At 69.6% G+C, this 14,512-nt stretch carries 13 protein-coding genes; 6 read left to right on the forward strand and 7 right to left on the reverse strand.

Annotated elements, in window-relative coordinates:
- The first annotated feature begins 18 nt into the window (after positions 1-18).
- On the forward strand, positions 19-609 hold the full coding sequence (locus C5F48_RS08770) for a hypothetical protein (protein WP_107663531.1): 591 nt from the start codon (positions 19-21) through the stop codon (positions 607-609).
- A gap of 3 nt (positions 610-612) precedes the next feature.
- Here C5F48_RS08770 and C5F48_RS08775 read toward each other — a convergent pair whose 3' ends face one another.
- Positions 613-2,781 carry an ATP-binding protein gene (locus C5F48_RS08775; RefSeq protein ID WP_245941316.1) on the reverse strand — a complete coding sequence of 723 codons (2,169 nt, stop codon included), beginning with the start codon at positions 2,779-2,781 and terminating at the stop codon, positions 613-615.
- Between the two features lie 210 nt (positions 2,782-2,991).
- Positions 2,992-4,152: an RsmB/NOP family class I SAM-dependent RNA methyltransferase gene (locus tag C5F48_RS08780; protein ID WP_107663555.1), complete on the reverse strand. Its 1,161-nt coding sequence runs from the start codon at positions 4,150-4,152 to the stop codon at positions 2,992-2,994.
- A gap of 166 nt (positions 4,153-4,318) precedes the next feature.
- On the opposite strand from C5F48_RS08780, the gene C5F48_RS08785 reads away from it, so the two are divergent.
- Together C5F48_RS08785 and C5F48_RS08790 are read left to right on the forward strand one after the other, a co-directional pair.
- A complete protein-coding gene (locus tag C5F48_RS08785) occupies positions 4,319-5,077 on the forward strand; it encodes a DeoR/GlpR family DNA-binding transcription regulator (protein ID WP_107663533.1) in 759 nt (252 codons plus the stop codon).
- Positions 5,078-5,394: 317 nt separating this feature from the next.
- The gene (locus C5F48_RS08790) at positions 5,395-6,468 is read left to right on the forward strand and encodes a DUF475 domain-containing protein (protein WP_107663534.1); all 1,074 of its coding nucleotides are present in this window, start codon (positions 5,395-5,397) and stop codon (positions 6,466-6,468) included.
- Positions 6,469-6,531: 63 nt separating this feature from the next.
- Here C5F48_RS08790 and C5F48_RS25120 read toward each other — a convergent pair whose 3' ends face one another.
- From C5F48_RS25120 to ubiT, 5 genes are all read right to left on the reverse strand, one after another.
- Positions 6,532-6,696 carry a hypothetical protein gene (locus C5F48_RS25120; protein ID WP_170139567.1) on the reverse strand — a complete coding sequence of 55 codons (165 nt, stop codon included), beginning with the start codon at positions 6,694-6,696 and terminating at the stop codon, positions 6,532-6,534.
- Between the two features lie 620 nt (positions 6,697-7,316).
- The gene (locus C5F48_RS08795; protein WP_107663535.1) at positions 7,317-8,204 is read right to left on the reverse strand and encodes a cation diffusion facilitator family transporter; all 888 of its coding nucleotides are present in this window, start codon (positions 8,202-8,204) and stop codon (positions 7,317-7,319) included.
- 125 nt (positions 8,205-8,329) lie between these two features.
- Entirely contained in the window at positions 8,330-9,226 is an 897-nt protein-coding gene (ubiV, locus tag C5F48_RS08800) for a ubiquinone anaerobic biosynthesis protein UbiV (protein WP_107663536.1), read from the reverse strand.
- Between the two features lie 4 nt (positions 9,227-9,230).
- Positions 9,231-10,208, reverse strand: coding sequence for a ubiquinone anaerobic biosynthesis protein UbiU (gene ubiU / locus C5F48_RS08805; protein ID WP_107663537.1), 978 nt, complete (start codon positions 10,206-10,208; stop codon positions 9,231-9,233).
- The gene (gene ubiT, locus C5F48_RS08810) at positions 10,208-10,732 is read right to left on the reverse strand and encodes a ubiquinone anaerobic biosynthesis accessory factor UbiT (protein ID WP_107663538.1); all 525 of its coding nucleotides are present in this window, start codon (positions 10,730-10,732) and stop codon (positions 10,208-10,210) included. Before ubiT ends, ubiU begins: the two co-directional genes overlap by 1 nt.
- Positions 10,733-10,853: 121 nt before the next feature.
- On the opposite strand from ubiT, the gene C5F48_RS08815 reads away from it, so the two are divergent.
- The 3 genes from C5F48_RS08815 (at position 10,854) to C5F48_RS08825 (ending at position 14,393) form a co-directional block, all read left to right on the forward strand.
- Positions 10,854-12,347, forward strand: coding sequence for a UbiD family decarboxylase (locus tag C5F48_RS08815; protein ID WP_107663539.1), 1,494 nt, complete (start codon positions 10,854-10,856; stop codon positions 12,345-12,347).
- Positions 12,344-12,898 carry a UbiX family flavin prenyltransferase gene (locus tag C5F48_RS08820; RefSeq protein WP_107663540.1) on the forward strand — a complete coding sequence of 185 codons (555 nt, stop codon included), beginning with the start codon at positions 12,344-12,346 and terminating at the stop codon, positions 12,896-12,898. Before C5F48_RS08815 ends, C5F48_RS08820 begins: the two co-directional genes overlap by 4 nt.
- Positions 12,899-13,037: 139 nt before the next feature.
- Positions 13,038-14,393 carry an esterase-like activity of phytase family protein gene (locus C5F48_RS08825; protein ID WP_107663541.1) on the forward strand — a complete coding sequence of 452 codons (1,356 nt, stop codon included), beginning with the start codon at positions 13,038-13,040 and terminating at the stop codon, positions 14,391-14,393.
- Positions 14,394-14,512: the final 119 nt, after the last annotated feature.

The following is a 14,512-nucleotide window of genomic DNA, read 5'->3' on the forward strand; positions in this document are numbered from 1 at the left end:
TGGTGAAAAGGAAGAGTGATGCTGGTTTTCTGGGAGCAAAGGCTGGCGTTTCTCGCCACGCCGAAGACAGGTTCGACCGCCATCGCGGCGGCGCTCGAATCGCTGGCCACCCTGTCCTTCCAGCGCCCGCCGGTGCTCAAGCACACCACCGCCCAGCGCTACCGGCGGTTCCTCGGCCCCTATTTCGCCGCCGCCTCGGGCCATGACTTCACCGTGGTCGCGCTGATGCGAGAGCCGCGCTCCTGGCTGGGCAGCTGGTATCGCTACCGCCAGCGTGACGAGATGACCGAGACGGAGAAGAGCACCCGGGGTCTCAGCTTCGACGACTTCGTGCGGGCCTATGTCCGCGATCCGCAGCCGGAGTATGCGGCGGTCGGGTCGCAGGCGCGCTTCCTGCAGCCGCGCAACGGGCCGGGCGTCGACCGGCTGTTCCGCTACGAGGAGATCGACCGGCTGGTCGACTTCCTCGAGGACCGGCTGGATTGCCGCATCACCCTGCCGCGGCTGAACGTCTCTCCGGAGGCGGAAATGGACCTTTCGCCGGAGACCGCCGCACTGCTGCGCCAGGTTGCGGCCCGGGATTACGCGCTCTACGACAGCCTCGGCTGAGCTTCACTGCAGCTGGCCCTGCACCGTCGCCGTCAGCTCGGTCAGCGAGAAGGGTTTCGGCAGGAAGACCGAGTTCGGGATCCGCGCCTTGGTGCCCGCCAGGCATTCCTCGGCATAGCCGGAAACGAAGACCACCCTCACCTCCGGCCGGTCCTCCAGCGCCCTCCGCACCCAGGTGGGGCCGTCCATCCCCGGCATCACTACATCGGTGACGAAGACATCGACCTCCAGCGCGGAGTCCTCCAGCGTGTGCAGCGCCTCCTCGGCATTTTCGGCCTCGAGCACGGTGAAGCCGCGCATCCTGAGCGCGCGCGAAGCGAAGGCCCGCACCGGCGCCTCGTCCTCGACCAGCAGCACCACCCCCTCGCCGCAGCGCATCGGCGCGCGGGGGGCGGGCGCGGGCCGCGCCGGCTCGGGCAGCGGCAGGTCGTGGATCGGGAAATAGAGATGGAAGACCGAGCCCTCCCCCGGTTCTGAATCGACGAAGATGAAGCCGCCGGACTGTTTCACGATACCGTAAGCGGTCGAGAGCCCGAGCCCGGTGCCCTCCCCCGGCCGCTTGGTGGTGTAGAATGGCTCGAAGATCTTCTGCAGCCGGTCGGCGGGGATGCCGGTGCCGGTGTCCTGCACATGGATCAGCGCGTAATTGCCCGCCGGCACCACCGCCCGGTCGCGCCTGAGCTCTTCGGTCAGGGTCACCGCCTCGGTAGAAATGCGGATCACGCCGCCCTCCGGCATGGCGTCCCGGGCGTTCACCACCAGGTTCATCAGCACCTGCTCCAGCTGCCGCTTGTCGGCGCGGATCGGCCCCAGGTCGGCGGCCGGGGACAGCCGCAGGCTCACCCGCTCGCCGACCAGCCGGTTCAGCAGATGGGTGAGATCGGACAGCACCTCCTGCAGGTCGACCCGCTCGGGCTGCAGCGTCTGCTTGCGCGAGAAGGCCAGCAGCTGGCCGACGAGGCTGGCGGCGCGATTGGCGTTCTGGTGGATCTGCACCAGATCGGCATATTCCGGGTCCTCGCGCTCGTGGCGCAGCAGCAAGAGGTCGCAATGGCCGGAGATCGCGGTCAGCAGGTTGTTGAAGTCATGCGCGATTCCGCCGGCAAGCTGGCCGATGGCCTGCATCTTCTGGCTCTGGACGAACTGCGCCTCCAATGTCTTCAGCGCCGTCGCGTCGTTCAGCACCGCCAGCACCGCGGGACGGCCGCGCTCGACGATGCGGCGCAGGGTGATCTGCAGGAACACGTCCTCCTCGGCGCGGCGCAGGCGCAGCACCTCGGCCCCGCCGGGGCTGCGCTCAGTCGCGACATCCGCCAGCCAGTCCGAGACCGAGCGGCCGAGCCCCTCGAAGAGATCGGCGAATTCCGCCTCCGCCCCGGGCGCCAGCCAGAGCAGGTCGCGCGCCGCCCGGTTGGCGGCGTGCAGGCCGCCGTCGCCCTCGAATTTCAGCAGCGCCACCGGCAGATGTTCGAAATCGGCCATCACCTCATCATCGGCCCGACAGCACGGCGCCGGCAGCAGGTAGACCTCGCGCCGCTCGCCCGGCCCGGCGATCTCCACCGGCAGGGCGCGCAGCTGGCCCTCGGCCGCGCGGATCTCGACCTCCTCTCCCGGACGCGGCGGGCCGGAAACGAACAGGCTGTCCAGCTGGTCGGGCCGCCGCCCCAGCAGGCGGCGCATCGCCTCGTTGCTGAACAGCACGACGCCGGCCTTGTTGGCGATCAGCATCGGCAGGCTCAGCGTCTCGGCCCCGCGGCCCTGGCCGGGGCGGTCGAGAAACTCTTCCAGCCGCCATAGGAAGCGCGCCTTGCCGATCCGGTGCACCGAAAGCCGGGTGTGGCCGCGCCGGGTCGCCACATCCTCCCGTGCGCTGCCGCCCTGGGCGGCGCGGCATTGCAGCCGGTAGAGCACCGAGGCCGGGCTGGCGAAATGGTCCTTCAGCGCGGCGAGCAGGGTGGAGCCGACGCCCTCGCCGAAGCGCTCCGCCGCGGCGGCGTTCTGGAAACCGATGCGGCCGAGCGCATCGGTGCTGAAACAGGGCGAGGCGTCCTGACCGATCAGCCGTCGCAATCGCCCATTCAGCCGCCGGTCGCCGATCCAGCCGAGCACCAGCAGCAGCCGCGAGACAATGACCATCCCGGCGAAGGTCAGCCCGGCGACCCCGGCGATCATCCGCAACTCGGTATCGCGGGTCAGCGAGGCCACCGCGAAGCTGGCGAGCGCCACGGCGATCAGCAGCCAGAGCCGCGAGGAGAAGCTGCGCGCCGTCCCGATCAGATCCAAGGCCTGTGCCACGGTCACCCATCCTGCTGGAGTCGCCTCGCACCCCATTCAGGACCAGAACGTTTAATCAGGACTTAACCGCCGGGCAGAAATCCGCGCTCAGGGCGCCGCCAGCAGGCTAAGGAAGAAGCCGTCGCCGCCGTCCAGCGGTGTCAGCACCCGCTGGTCGCGGCGCTGCCAGCCGGGGTGGCGCACGAGGAAAGCCTCGACCTGGGCCTCGTTCTCCACCGACAGCAGCGAGCAGGTGGCATAGGCCAGATGCCCGCCGGGCGCGACCAGCGGGGCCACCCGGTCGAGGATGTCCGCCTGCAGCGCGCAGAGCGCCTGCAGCCGCGCCTCGGTCAGCGCCCATTTCGCTTCGGGCGCGCGGCGCCAGCTGCCCGAGCCGCTGCAGGGCGCATCGGCCAGCACCAGGTCGAAGGGCGCCTGGCGCGAGACCGCCGCGCCGTCGAGCAGCGCCACCCGCTCGCCCGCCCGCTCGGCCCGCACCGGCAGGTCGCGCATCCGCCCGGGATCGGCGTCATGGGCGAAGAGCGCCAGCCGCGCCCGCGCCGCCATCGCGAGCGTCTTGCCGCCGCCGCCGGCGCAATAATCCAGCACGCGCTGCCCCGCGACCAGAGGCAGCGCCTCCACCACCGCTTGCGAGGCGGCATCCTGCAGCTCCACCAGCCCCTCGGCATAGATGCGCGAGGCATGGATCTTGCGCGCGCCGGCGGTGACCTGCAGCGCGGTGGCGGCCAGCGGGTGCGGCTCGGCGATGATGGCCTCAACCGCGAGCCTCTGCCGCGCCTCCTCAAGGCTGCACCGCGCGGTGTTCACCCGCAGGAAGACCGGGGCGCGGTGGCGCAGCGCCTGCATCACCGGAGCGAAGCGCTCGCCCAGGCTGTCGCGCAGCTGCGGCGCCAGCCAGTCGGGGCAGTCCAGCGCCTCCAGCTCGGAGAGCGGCGGGCGGGGCTCCAACTCCTCCTCGGTCAGCGGCGCCGGGGCATGGCCCTCGCCGGTGAAGAGGCCAGCGGGGTCAGTCCCCGCCGCACGCAGCCCGCCGAGGATCAGCCCGCGGCCTCCCAGCCCGCCCATCGCCGCGAAGGAGCGGCGGCAGCGCAGCGCTTCGAACACCAGGTCGCGCACCGCCGCCCGGTCGCCCGAGCCAGCGAATCGGCTGGCGCGGCCCCAGTTGGTCAGCGCCTGTTCGGCGGAGGCCCCGGCGAGCACCCGGTCAAGGATCTCGATCGCGGCGGAAAGGCGGGCGGAGGGTGTCATCTGGGTCTCGTGCTGCTTCGGGTCAGGATGGCGCGCGGCGTCAGCCCAGCGCCGCGCGGCGGAAAAACGCAAAACCTTGGTTCCGCGCCGCTTTGCCACCATCGGAACGCATGACACGTCGCGGGAAGCATGGCAAACAGGTCGCGACCCCAGCGACGAGACCCAGATGGCCCTGAACTTCCGGCAGACCGAGATCCTTGAAATGGCCCGCAGCGAAGGCCGCGTGGTGGTGGAACAGCTGGCCGAGCGCTTCGCCGTCACGCTGCAGACCATCCGCCGCGACCTGACCGAGCTGTCGGAGGCGGGACTTCTCGACCGGGTGCATGGCGGCGCGGTGATGCGCACCGGCGTGTCGAACATCGGCTACGAGGAGCGGCGGCGGATGAACGACGCCGCCAAGGCCGCGATCGGCCGCTGCTGCGCCAAGGCGATTCCCGACAACAGCTCGATGATCCTCAACATCGGCACCACCACCGAGGCGGTGGCGCGCGAACTGCTGAACCACCGCAACATCACCGTGGTCACCAACAACATGAACGTGGCCAATATCCTCGTCGCCAACGAGAGCTGCGAGATCATGGTGGCGGGCGGCGGGCTCCGGCGGTCGGACGGCGGGTTGGTGGGGGATCTCACCACCCAGTTCATCGAGCAGTTCAAGGTCGATTTCGCCATCATCGGCATCTCGGCGCTGGACCGCGACGGCGACCTGCTGGATTTCGACCTGGCCGAGGTGCGGGTCGCCAAGGCGATCATCCGCCAGTCGCGCCAGACCTTCCTCGTCGCCGACGCCTCCAAGCTCGACCGCTCGGCCCCGGTGAAGCTGGCCTCGCTCTCCGAGATCGACGCGATCTTCACCGACCGCGCCCTGCCCGACGACCTGATGGCGCGCTGCGACGCCTGGCACACCGCCGTCCATCTGGGCTGACCCCGGACTGTGTCCGGATTCCGTCGCCGATCACGGATTCGGGAGCGGGCCTGCTTGACAAGCCCCCCATTCATCCCACATCGGGAGCTATCGCATGGCTCTCCCGCCCCCCGGCGGGAGAGCCATGCGGGCAACCGCCTCATCAGGCGGTTCTACGATGTCCGGGCCCCTCTGGCGAGAGAACTGCGGCACTCTCGTGATGTCGGCATCGCAGCGTCAATGCCGCCTGGATACTTCTCCATGACCCTTCTTCCCTCGCATGCGCGCTCCGGCGCCTGCTTCCTTCCGACGCCGACCTTTGGACCCGGGGCCAGCGCATGACCACCGTCACCCACAAAGCCCCGATCCGCTACTTCACCTGGGCCTTCATCGTCACCGCCATCGGCCTCGCGCTGGGGGCGCTGCTCGGCTGGCAGAGCACCGGCACGGTCTCGGGCACGCTGTCGATCTTCTTCATCGTCACCGTGCTGGCGGTGCTGGAGATCTCGCTCTCCTTCGACAACGCCATCGTCAACGCCAACAAGCTGAAGACGATGACCCCAGTCTGGCAGCACCGCTTCCTGACCTGGGGCATCATCATCGCCGTCTTCGGCATGCGCATCGTCTTCCCGCTGCTGATCGTGGTGATCGCCGCCAATATCGGGCCGATCGACGCGCTGGTGCTGGCCGCCTCGCAGCCCGAGGAATACGCCCGCATCATGCATGACGCCCACCTGCCGATCGCGGCCTTCGGCGGTGCCTTCCTGATGATGGTCGGCCTGTCCTACTTCTTCGACCACGAGAAGGACGTGCACTGGGTCGCCTGGATCGAGGAGCAGGCCTCGCGCTATTCCTCGATCCGCGGCATCGAGGTGGCGGTGGTGCTGTCGATCACCCTCGCCTTCTCGCGGCTGCTGGAGGGGCCGGAGGCGCAGGTCTTCGTCAATGCGGCGATCTACGGCCTGCTGACCTTCCTGCTGGTCGAGGTGCTGGGCGGCTTCCTCGACGCCAGCCAGCAAACCACCGACGTGGCGGTGAAGGGCGGGCTCGGCGCCTTCCTCTATCTCGAGGTGTTGGATGCCTCCTTCTCCTTCGACGGGGTGATCGGGGCCTTCGCGCTGAGCCAGAACCTGTTCGTCATCGCCATCGGTCTGGGGATCGGCGCGATGTATGTCCGCTCGATGACCATCATGCTGGTCGAGCACGGCACGCTGGCGCAATACCGCTACCTCGAGCACGGGGCCTTCTACGCGATCCTGATCCTGTCGGTGATCATGTTCGTGCAGACGATCTACCACATCCCGGAAGTGATCACCGGGCTGGGCGGCGCGGCGCTGATCGGGGTCTCTCTCTGGTCCTCGATCCGCTGGAACCGGAACAATCCCGAACCGCTGGCGGAGGCGACGGCCTGACGGCCGGAGCAGTACCAGTGAAACGGAAGGCCCGCGGCGACGCGGGCCTTTTCTTTTGCGGTGTCAGAACCGGGTCGGGAAATCGGCTTCGTTGATGCCGAGTCTCCGCAGATCCTCGGCGCTGGGACGGCGGTGGTAACGGACCGCCGCGCTGACGGAAAAGGCTGCACCGAACACATCCAGGAGCCCGACGAGGCTGCGGACGGTCGAGGTGGTCAGGCCGGTCATGATGGTCTCGCTTTCCTGATTGCTGCGATGGGGCGAGACTGGGCCGGAACCGGATCGGCGGCCTTGACCGATATCAAGCGGGAATGGCCGCTCTGGGTGGGGGCGTTCGGTTTTCACGCGTGAAAATGGAGGTAACCCATTGTTTTTGATGCGTGTCCTATGTTCTGTTAGTACGGTGTTAACCTTCGGCAGGCGGCTCTGTGCCGGAAGGTCGCAGGTGGTGCAGGGACCGCCGCGCCAGCCGGGCCGGCGGCGCGTCCGGGGCCGGCCCCGGAGGGCTGTCTGCCCTCCGGACCTCCCGAGGATATTTGGGCAAGGTGAAAGGGTGGAGGGCGGAGGGCTCTGCGGCTGGCGCGGGGGCCGGCTCTGTGCCGGAAGGTCGCAGGTGATGCGGGGACTGCCGCCAGCCGGGCCGGCGGCGCGTCCGGGCTGGCCCCGGAGGGCATGTCTGCCCTCCGGACCTCCCGAGGATATTTGGGCAAGGTGAGAGGGGTGCGGGCTCTGCCGACGGCGCCGGGTCAGGCGCAGGCGGCGGGGGAAGCGCGGCCCGGGGGCGCGGGCTGCGGTGCGGAGCCGGGGCGCGGGAGCGGGAGGAGAGGCGGAGAGCGGGTGGGCCTCGGTCAGAGCACCACGATGCCGGAATGCTTGGCCTTGTGCTCCGGCTCGACATGGATGCTGACCCGGCTGTCGGGCACCACCCGGTGCAGCGCGGTCTCGATCCGGTCGCAGATGTCATGCGCCGCGGCGACGGTGGTCTCGCCGGTGACGACGAGGTGGAAGTCGATGAAGGTCACCTGCCCCGCATGGCGGGTGCGCAGGTCATGCGCCTCCACCGCGCCGCTGGCCTCGGCCGAGATCACCGCCTTCACCGTCGCCAGCGTCTCGTCCGAGACGGATTCGTCGAGCAGTCCGCTGAGCGAGGTGGACATCACCTTCCAGCCCGACCAGAGGATGTTCACCGCCACCAGCGCCGCCAGGAGCGGGTCGAGCACCGACCAGCCGGTCGAGATCGCCAGCAGCACCCCGGCGGTGACGCCGATCGAGGAGACCACGTCGGTCAAGAGGTGACGGCCGTCGGCCACCAGCGCCGGCGAGCGCAGCAGCCGGCCGCGGGTGATCAGGATCCAGCACCAGAAGGCGTTCAGCAGCGAGGCGCCGACATTGACCGCCAGCCCGTTCAGCGGCGCGTCGAGCGGCATCGGGGCGAGGAAGCCGTGATAGGCCTCGCGCAGGATCAGGAGGGCTGCGATGATGATCATCACGCCTTCGAGCACGGCGCTGAGGAATTCGGCCTTGTGATGGCCGTAGGGGTGATTGGCGTCGGCCGGGATTGCCGCGACCCGGATCGCCACCAGCGCGACGATGGCCGTCGCCACGTTGACGATGCTCTCCATCGCGTCGGAGAGAAGCGCGATGGAGCCGGTCATCCGCCAGGCGAGCGTCTTCAGACCGAGCACCAGGATGCCAACGATCAGGCTGCCGATGGCCAGCTTCACGACATGGGTCATCTGTGCGCTCCGGCCCCGGGGAATGAGAGCGGCTGTCTAGCGAAAGCGGGCCCGCGGTTCAAGGGCCTAATAATCTGAGAATGTCTCGCATTCTCATGGACTTGCGCTGAGGCAGGGCCCCGGCCTCAGGCCGGCGCCCACTCTGCCCCCGCATGGCCGCGCAGATAGCCGTTGGCGAGCTGCCCGCCCGGCGCTGCCGCACGGGCCGCGGCCTCCAGCGCCGGGCCGGCCTTGCCTGCCGCGATCGCCGCCTCGAACTCCCGCGCCAGCGCCACCATGTTGCCGGTCTGCGGCGAGAGCCGCAGCGCCGAGACCTGCGCCGCCGCCAGCGCGCCGATCTCGCCCCCGGCAAAGGAGGTGGCCGCCGACAGCGTCTGCACCCCGTTCACCGCGAGGAAGCGTTCGCCGTCCAGCGTATCGACCTCGCGCCCGTCGGGATCGGCGTTGCAGATGAACTGGCAGCTGTCCTTCGAGCGGTTGTGCAGCCGCGCATGATAGCAACGCCCCGAGATCGCCAGCGGCTGCCGCCCAAAGCCCCAGACCTCGACCGCCACGCCGCGCTCGGCCCCCGCGGCCGCCAGCTTGGCTGCCGAGGCCAGCGGCAGCTCGTTCGGCAGGCAGATCCGCTTCGCCCCGCGCTCGGCCAGCCAGTCGAGCGTGCCGATGTTGTAGACATTGATCAGCGGGCTCACCGAGAAGGGTGTGCCCTTCGGCAGATAGGCCAGTGTCGTCAGGTCCGAGATCTCGACCCCCACCCCGGCATCGACCAGCTCTTCGGTCAGCTGCCGTTCGCGTTTCAGCGTGACGAGGGCGAGCGAGGTCAGCCAGACCTCCTTGCCCGCCGCCTTCAGCCGCTCCACCGCCACCGGGATTTCGCCCTGCCAGAACGGCAGGCGCTTGGAGCAGACCAGTTCGCCCAGCACGACGCGGGCCACCGGGGCCTCGTCGGCGATGCGGGCGTAGAAATCGCGGATGCGGGGGGCCTCCCAGAAGAACTGGATCGGGCCAAGGGTGAGATCCATGATGTTACCTCCAGGTCTTGGCATAGGCGCCGGTGGTCGAGGCCTGCCCTTCGGACAGGGCGGCCAGCGCCGAGGTCGGCATCGGCCGCCCCGCCTCCAGCGCATCGACGGCGGCGCGGAACGAGCGCACCACCTGCGCGACATAGGACCGCGAGCGTTGCCGCCCCTCGATCTTCAGCGCGGTGACGCCGGCCTTCTTCAGCTGCGGCAGAAGCTCGGTCGCGTTCAGTGACACCGCGTCTTCGAAGATATGCCCGGTCTCGTCGCCCGAGGTGAAGCAGCCCTTGCAGAGCGTGGGATAGGGCGCGGGCTCGGAGGCGCCGACGCGGTGGATGGTGAAATTGCCAAGCCGCGCCGCCAGTTGCGCGCCTTCCTGCACATATTCCACCTCGGAGGCGGGCGAGCAGACGCCGTTCATGTTGGGCGATTGCCCGGTGGCATAGGAGGACAGCGAGCAGCGGCCCTCGGCCATGACGCAGAGCCCGCCGAAGACGAAGACCTCGGTCTCCACCTCGGTCTCGCGGTTGATCGCGGCGATCTCGGCCACGGTCAGGACGCGGGGCAGGACGACGCGGCTGACGCCGAATTCGCGGGCGTAGAAGTTGATCACATCGGCATTGGCCGCCGCCGCCTGCACCGAGAGGTTGCGGCGCAGCTTGGGGTGGTGCTTGGCGGCATGGGCGAGGAGGCCGATGTCGGCCAGGATCACCGCATCGACGCCGGCCTTTTCGGCATCGGCCACGGCGCGGTGCCAGATCGCCTCGTCCCCGGCGCGGGGGAAGGTGTTGATCGCCACCAGCACCTTGGCGCCATGCCGATGCGCGAAGGCCACGCCCTCGGCCAGTTCGGGACGCGAGAAGTTCAGGCCGGGGAAGTTGCGCGCATTGGTCTCGTCGGCGAAGCCGCAATAGACCGAATGGGCGCCCGCCTCGACGGCGGCGCGCAGGGCGGCGGGGGTGCCCGCAGGGCAGACCAGTTCCATCAGTTCACTCCAGAGGCGCGGTGCAGGGCCACGCCGGTTTGTCGCTCCAGCAGCGCCACCACCGGGCGCAGCGCCCGCGCCAAGGGCGGGGCGAGATGCTGCAGCTCTTCCATGATATCAAGCTCGGCATTGTCGATCGCATTGCGCAGGGCCAGCGCCGCCGCCGTATCCCCCGCGATCACCAGATCGCGCGAGAAGAACAGCGCATCGCCATCCACCGCCCCATGCACCAGCGCGAAGAGCGCCGAGAGCTTGCCCGAGATCCTGCAATCGGTGCCGGCGTCGTCCTTCTGCAGCCGGATGCGCGGCACGCCGCCCGGCAGGGTCAGGACCATCACCACGGGCAGGTCTGTCGGATCGAGCGCGAAAGTGGCGCCGGCATGGTAGCCGAGCCGCGAGACGATCTCGGGGTGGCGGGCGGCGATGCGGCGGGCGAGCAGGGTCAGCGCCACCGAGGCGGGCGGCTTCGGCAGAAGCCCGGCGAGCCGCGACAGCGGCGGGGCGAGAGTGGGCAAAGCGGTCATGGCGCACCTTCCGATCGGATGGGGCGGGTCTAGCAGCCGTGTCGCGGGTGAGAATTGATGTAAATCAAGCCATTGCATGGACGGGGCTGCTAGGCCGCTCGAAACAGACCGAAAGCCCCCGATGCGCAGCCTGCCCGTCTTCCCCGATCTTCGTTCCTTCACCGACTGGTGCGCCGCAAAAGGCCAGCTATTGCGGATAGTTGATCCGGTCTCGCTGCAGCAGCAAACCACCGCCGTCGCTGACCGCGTGCTGCGCGCCGGCGGGCCGGTGCTGCGCTTCGACCATGTGACGGGGCCTGCGGGCCGCGTCGCGATGCCGCTGCTGGCCAATCTCTTCGGCACGCGCGAGCGGGTTGCGGCGGGGCTGGGGCTGACGCTGGACCAGATCCCCGAGCTCGGCGCCTTTCTTGCCGCGCTGCGCACCCCTGCCCCGGTCGCCGGCATGCGCGACGCGCTGTCGCGCTGGCCGCATCTGCAGGCCGCGCTGAACACAAGGGCCAAGGTGGTGCGCTCCGCCGAGGTGCAGGAGGTGGTGCAGACCGCGCCCGACATGGGCAGGATCCCGGTGCCGACCTGCTGGCCGGGCGATGCCGGGCCGCTGATCACCTGGCCGGTGGTGCTGACCCGGCCCTATGGCTCGGCGCAGGAGGATACAGCCGCCTACAACGCCGGGGTCTACCGGGCGCAGGTCATCGGGCATGACCGGCTGATCATGCGCTGGCTCGCCCATCGCGGCGGCGCGGGGCATCACCGGACGTGGGAGCGCGCGGGCCAGCCGATGCCCGTGGCCCTCGCCCTCGGCTGCGATCCGGCGCTGCTTCTGGGCGCCGCCCTGCCCCTGCCGGAACAGGTGTCGGAGCTGACCTTCTCCGGCGTGCTGCGCGGCGCCCGCACCCCGCTCGTCGCGGCGAAGACCGTGCCGCTGATGGTGCCCGCCAATGCCGAGATCATCCTCGAGGGCTGGGTGCATCCCGGCGAGACGGCCCCTGAAGGCCCCTTCGGCGACCATACCGGCTATTACAACTCGGTCGATCAATTCCCGGTGCTGCGGCTTTCGGCCATCACCCATCGCCGCGATCCGGTCTATCTCACCACCCACACCGGCCGGCCGCCCGACGAGCCCTCGGTGATCGGCGAGGTGTTCAACGAGCTGGCGCTGCCGGTCTTCCGCCAGCAGATCCCCGAGCTGCGCGATCTCTGGCTGCCGCCGGCCGCCTGCTCCTACCGCATCGCCATCCTGTCGATCGACAAGCGCTATCCCGGTCAGGCGCGGCGGGTGATGCTGGCGCTCTGGGGGATGCTGGCGCAGTTCTCCTACACCAAGATGGTGATCGTGGTGGATGCCGACATCAACCCGCGCGACTGGAACGATGTCGCCTGGGCCATGGCCACGCGGATGGACCCGTCGCGCGACGTGACGATCCTTGACCGGACGCCGATGGACTACCTCGATTTCGCCTCGCCCGAGCCGGGGCTGGCGGGCAAGATCGGCATCGACGCCACCAACAAGATCGGCCCCGAGACGACCCGCGACTGGGGCGAGGTCATGGCGCAGGCGCCCGAGGCCGAGGCCTTCGCCGAACAGCTTCTGGCGCGGCTGGGGCAACGGCGATGAGGGTGGTTCTGGGGGTTGCCGGCGCGTCGGGCGCGGCCATCGGGCTGGCGGTGGCCGAGGGTCTCGCCCGGCTGGGGGCCGAGATCGACCTCGTGGTCAGCAAGGCGGGCGAGCGGACGCTGGTCGAGGAGATCGGCCCCGACGGGCCCGCGCGGCTGAGGGCGCTGGCGACCCGCACCCATGCCATCGGCAATATCGGCGCGGCCATCGCCTCGGGCTCCTGCCCGGTGGCGGGGATGATCGTCGCGCCCTGCTCGATGCGCAGCCTCGCCGCCATCGCCATCGGGCTCGACGACAACCTGTTGACCCGCGCCGCCTCGGTGCAGCTGAAGGAGCGGCGGCGGCTGGTGCTGATCGCCCGGGAAAGCCCGCTGACGCTGGCGCATCTGCGCAACATGACCACCGTGACCGAGATGGGCGCCATCGTGGCGCCGCCGGTCCCGGCCTTCTACCTCAACCCCGTCGATCTGCAGGCGGTGGTCGGGCAGATCGCCGCCCGGGCGGTGGACCTGATGCAGCTCGGCCCGCCGCAGGCGCGGGCCTGGGGGTAGTCCCCGGGCGAGCGCACGAAAAACCCTTTCACGCGGACGGCGCTGCCGATTGTCGCCGAAAGTTCAGATCCCTGTCACCGCCGCGTTGCCTGAGCGGCGGACTGATCTGGCCTTCCCAGCCCCGTGAACGGAGTTTCCCATGATCAATCGCCTGCTTCTGTCGAGCCTCGCCCTGCTGCCGCTGGCCGGCGCCGCCAGCGCGGAAGAGCGCTTTCCGGCGCGGCTTTCCGGCCATGCCGTGCTGCCGGCGCTGAGCCTTGTCGCCCCGCCCGCCGACGCGCCGCGCGACGCCTGGACCAGTGGCAAGTTCACCGGCGCCGCGCGCAACGACCGGCCGATGACCGTGATGGGCGACACCGGCGCCTCGCATGGCAAGCGCGCCACCGGCATCAGCCTGCCCTTCCTCGGCCAGCCGCTGCAGGGCTTCTCCGGCTTCGCCATGCAGCGGGCCGAGGACGGCTCGATCTACGCGCTGACCGACAACGGTTTCGGCACCAAGGCCAACAGCCCGGATGCGCTGCTGTTCTTCCACCGCCTGACCCCGGATTTCGAGACCGGCGCGGTGGAGCTGCACGAGACCGTCTTCCTGCATGACCCCGACCGCAAGGCGCCGTTCCGCATCGCCTATGAGGGTACCGACAGCCGCTATCTGACCGGCGCCGATTTCGACCCGGAGAGCATCCAGCTGCTGGATGGCGAACTGTGGATCGGCGAGGAGTTCGGCCCCTGGCTGATCCGCGCCGATCTCGACGGCCGGGTGACCGGCGTCTTCGCCACCCGGCAGGGCGGGACCGAGCTGCGCTCGCCCGACAATGCGGCGCTGAAGATCCCGGCGGAAGCGGGGGTGGATTACACTGTCGCCCGCTCCGGCGGTTTCGAGGGCATGGCGCTGCAGCCGGGCTCGAACCTGCTCTGGGCCATGCTGGAGAAGCCGCTGCTCGGGTCCAATGGCGCGCCGGCGGGCAATTTCCTCACCGTGCTGGCCTTTGACCCGGCGAAGGAGGAGTGGACCGGCGACAGCTTCAAGTTCGCGCTGGCCGAGGGGGCGACGGCGATCGGCGATTTCAACTTCATCGACGAGACCCGGGCGCTGGTGATCGAGCGCGACAATGGCGAGGGCGATCCGAGCCTGAAGTGCGCGGGCGAGCCGGCGGCGGATTGCTTCCCCGATCCGGCGATGCTGAAGCGCGTGGTGCTGATCGACACCGCCACCCGCGACGCCGAGGGCTTCGTGCGCCGCATCGGCCATATCGACCTGATGGACATCGAGGACCCGGAGGGGCTGAACCGGCTGCCGACCGCCGCGAACCGCGATCTGGCCGGGAAGATGACCTTCCCCTTCTTCACCATCGAGGATGTGATGCGGGTGGACGAGACGCATATCCTCGTCGCGAACGACAACAACCTGCCCTATTCCTCGGGGCGGGATCTCGACGCCGCGGCGCAGAACGAGTTCATCCTGCTGAGCGTGCCGGAACTGCTTTCGGCTAAATGAGCCCCCCGGCGCGGGCGCGGGCGCCCGCGCCGGAACTGAACCTAATGCGCGGGCGTCAGCGCCCGCGCCCCCGATCGACACGAAACCGTCGCAGAGCCGAAACGCAGCCGTCGCAAAGC

Origin of the sequence: Cereibacter changlensis JA139 (assembly GCF_003034985.1) — a bacterium.
Taxonomy (GTDB): domain Bacteria; phylum Pseudomonadota; class Alphaproteobacteria; order Rhodobacterales; family Rhodobacteraceae; genus Cereibacter; species Cereibacter changlensis.

Coding starts and splice junctions, on each gene's coding strand:
- C5F48_RS08770 (WP_107663531.1), top strand. CDS start 19: ATGCTGGTTTTCTGGGAGCAAAGGCTGGCGTTTCTCGCCACGCCGAAG.
- C5F48_RS08775 (WP_245941316.1), bottom strand. CDS start 2,781: ATGATCGCCGGGGTCGCCGGGCTGACCTTCGCCGGGATGGTCATTGTC.
- C5F48_RS08780 (WP_107663555.1), bottom strand. CDS start 4,152: ATGACACCCTCCGCCCGCCTTTCCGCCGCGATCGAGATCCTTGACCGG.
- C5F48_RS08785 (WP_107663533.1), top strand. CDS start 4,319: ATGGCCCTGAACTTCCGGCAGACCGAGATCCTTGAAATGGCCCGCAGC.
- C5F48_RS08790 (WP_107663534.1), top strand. CDS start 5,395: ATGACCACCGTCACCCACAAAGCCCCGATCCGCTACTTCACCTGGGCC.
- C5F48_RS25120 (WP_170139567.1), bottom strand. CDS start 6,696: ATGACCGGCCTGACCACCTCGACCGTCCGCAGCCTCGTCGGGCTCCTG.
- C5F48_RS08795 (WP_107663535.1), bottom strand. CDS start 8,204: ATGACCCATGTCGTGAAGCTGGCCATCGGCAGCCTGATCGTTGGCATC.
- ubiV (WP_107663536.1), bottom strand. CDS start 9,226: ATGGATCTCACCCTTGGCCCGATCCAGTTCTTCTGGGAGGCCCCCCGC.
- ubiU (WP_107663537.1), bottom strand. CDS start 10,208: ATGGAACTGGTCTGCCCTGCGGGCACCCCCGCCGCCCTGCGCGCCGCC.
- ubiT (WP_107663538.1), bottom strand. CDS start 10,732: ATGACCGCTTTGCCCACTCTCGCCCCGCCGCTGTCGCGGCTCGCCGGG.
- C5F48_RS08815 (WP_107663539.1), top strand. CDS start 10,854: ATGCGCAGCCTGCCCGTCTTCCCCGATCTTCGTTCCTTCACCGACTGG.
- C5F48_RS08820 (WP_107663540.1), top strand. CDS start 12,344: ATGAGGGTGGTTCTGGGGGTTGCCGGCGCGTCGGGCGCGGCCATCGGG.
- C5F48_RS08825 (WP_107663541.1), top strand. CDS start 13,038: ATGATCAATCGCCTGCTTCTGTCGAGCCTCGCCCTGCTGCCGCTGGCC.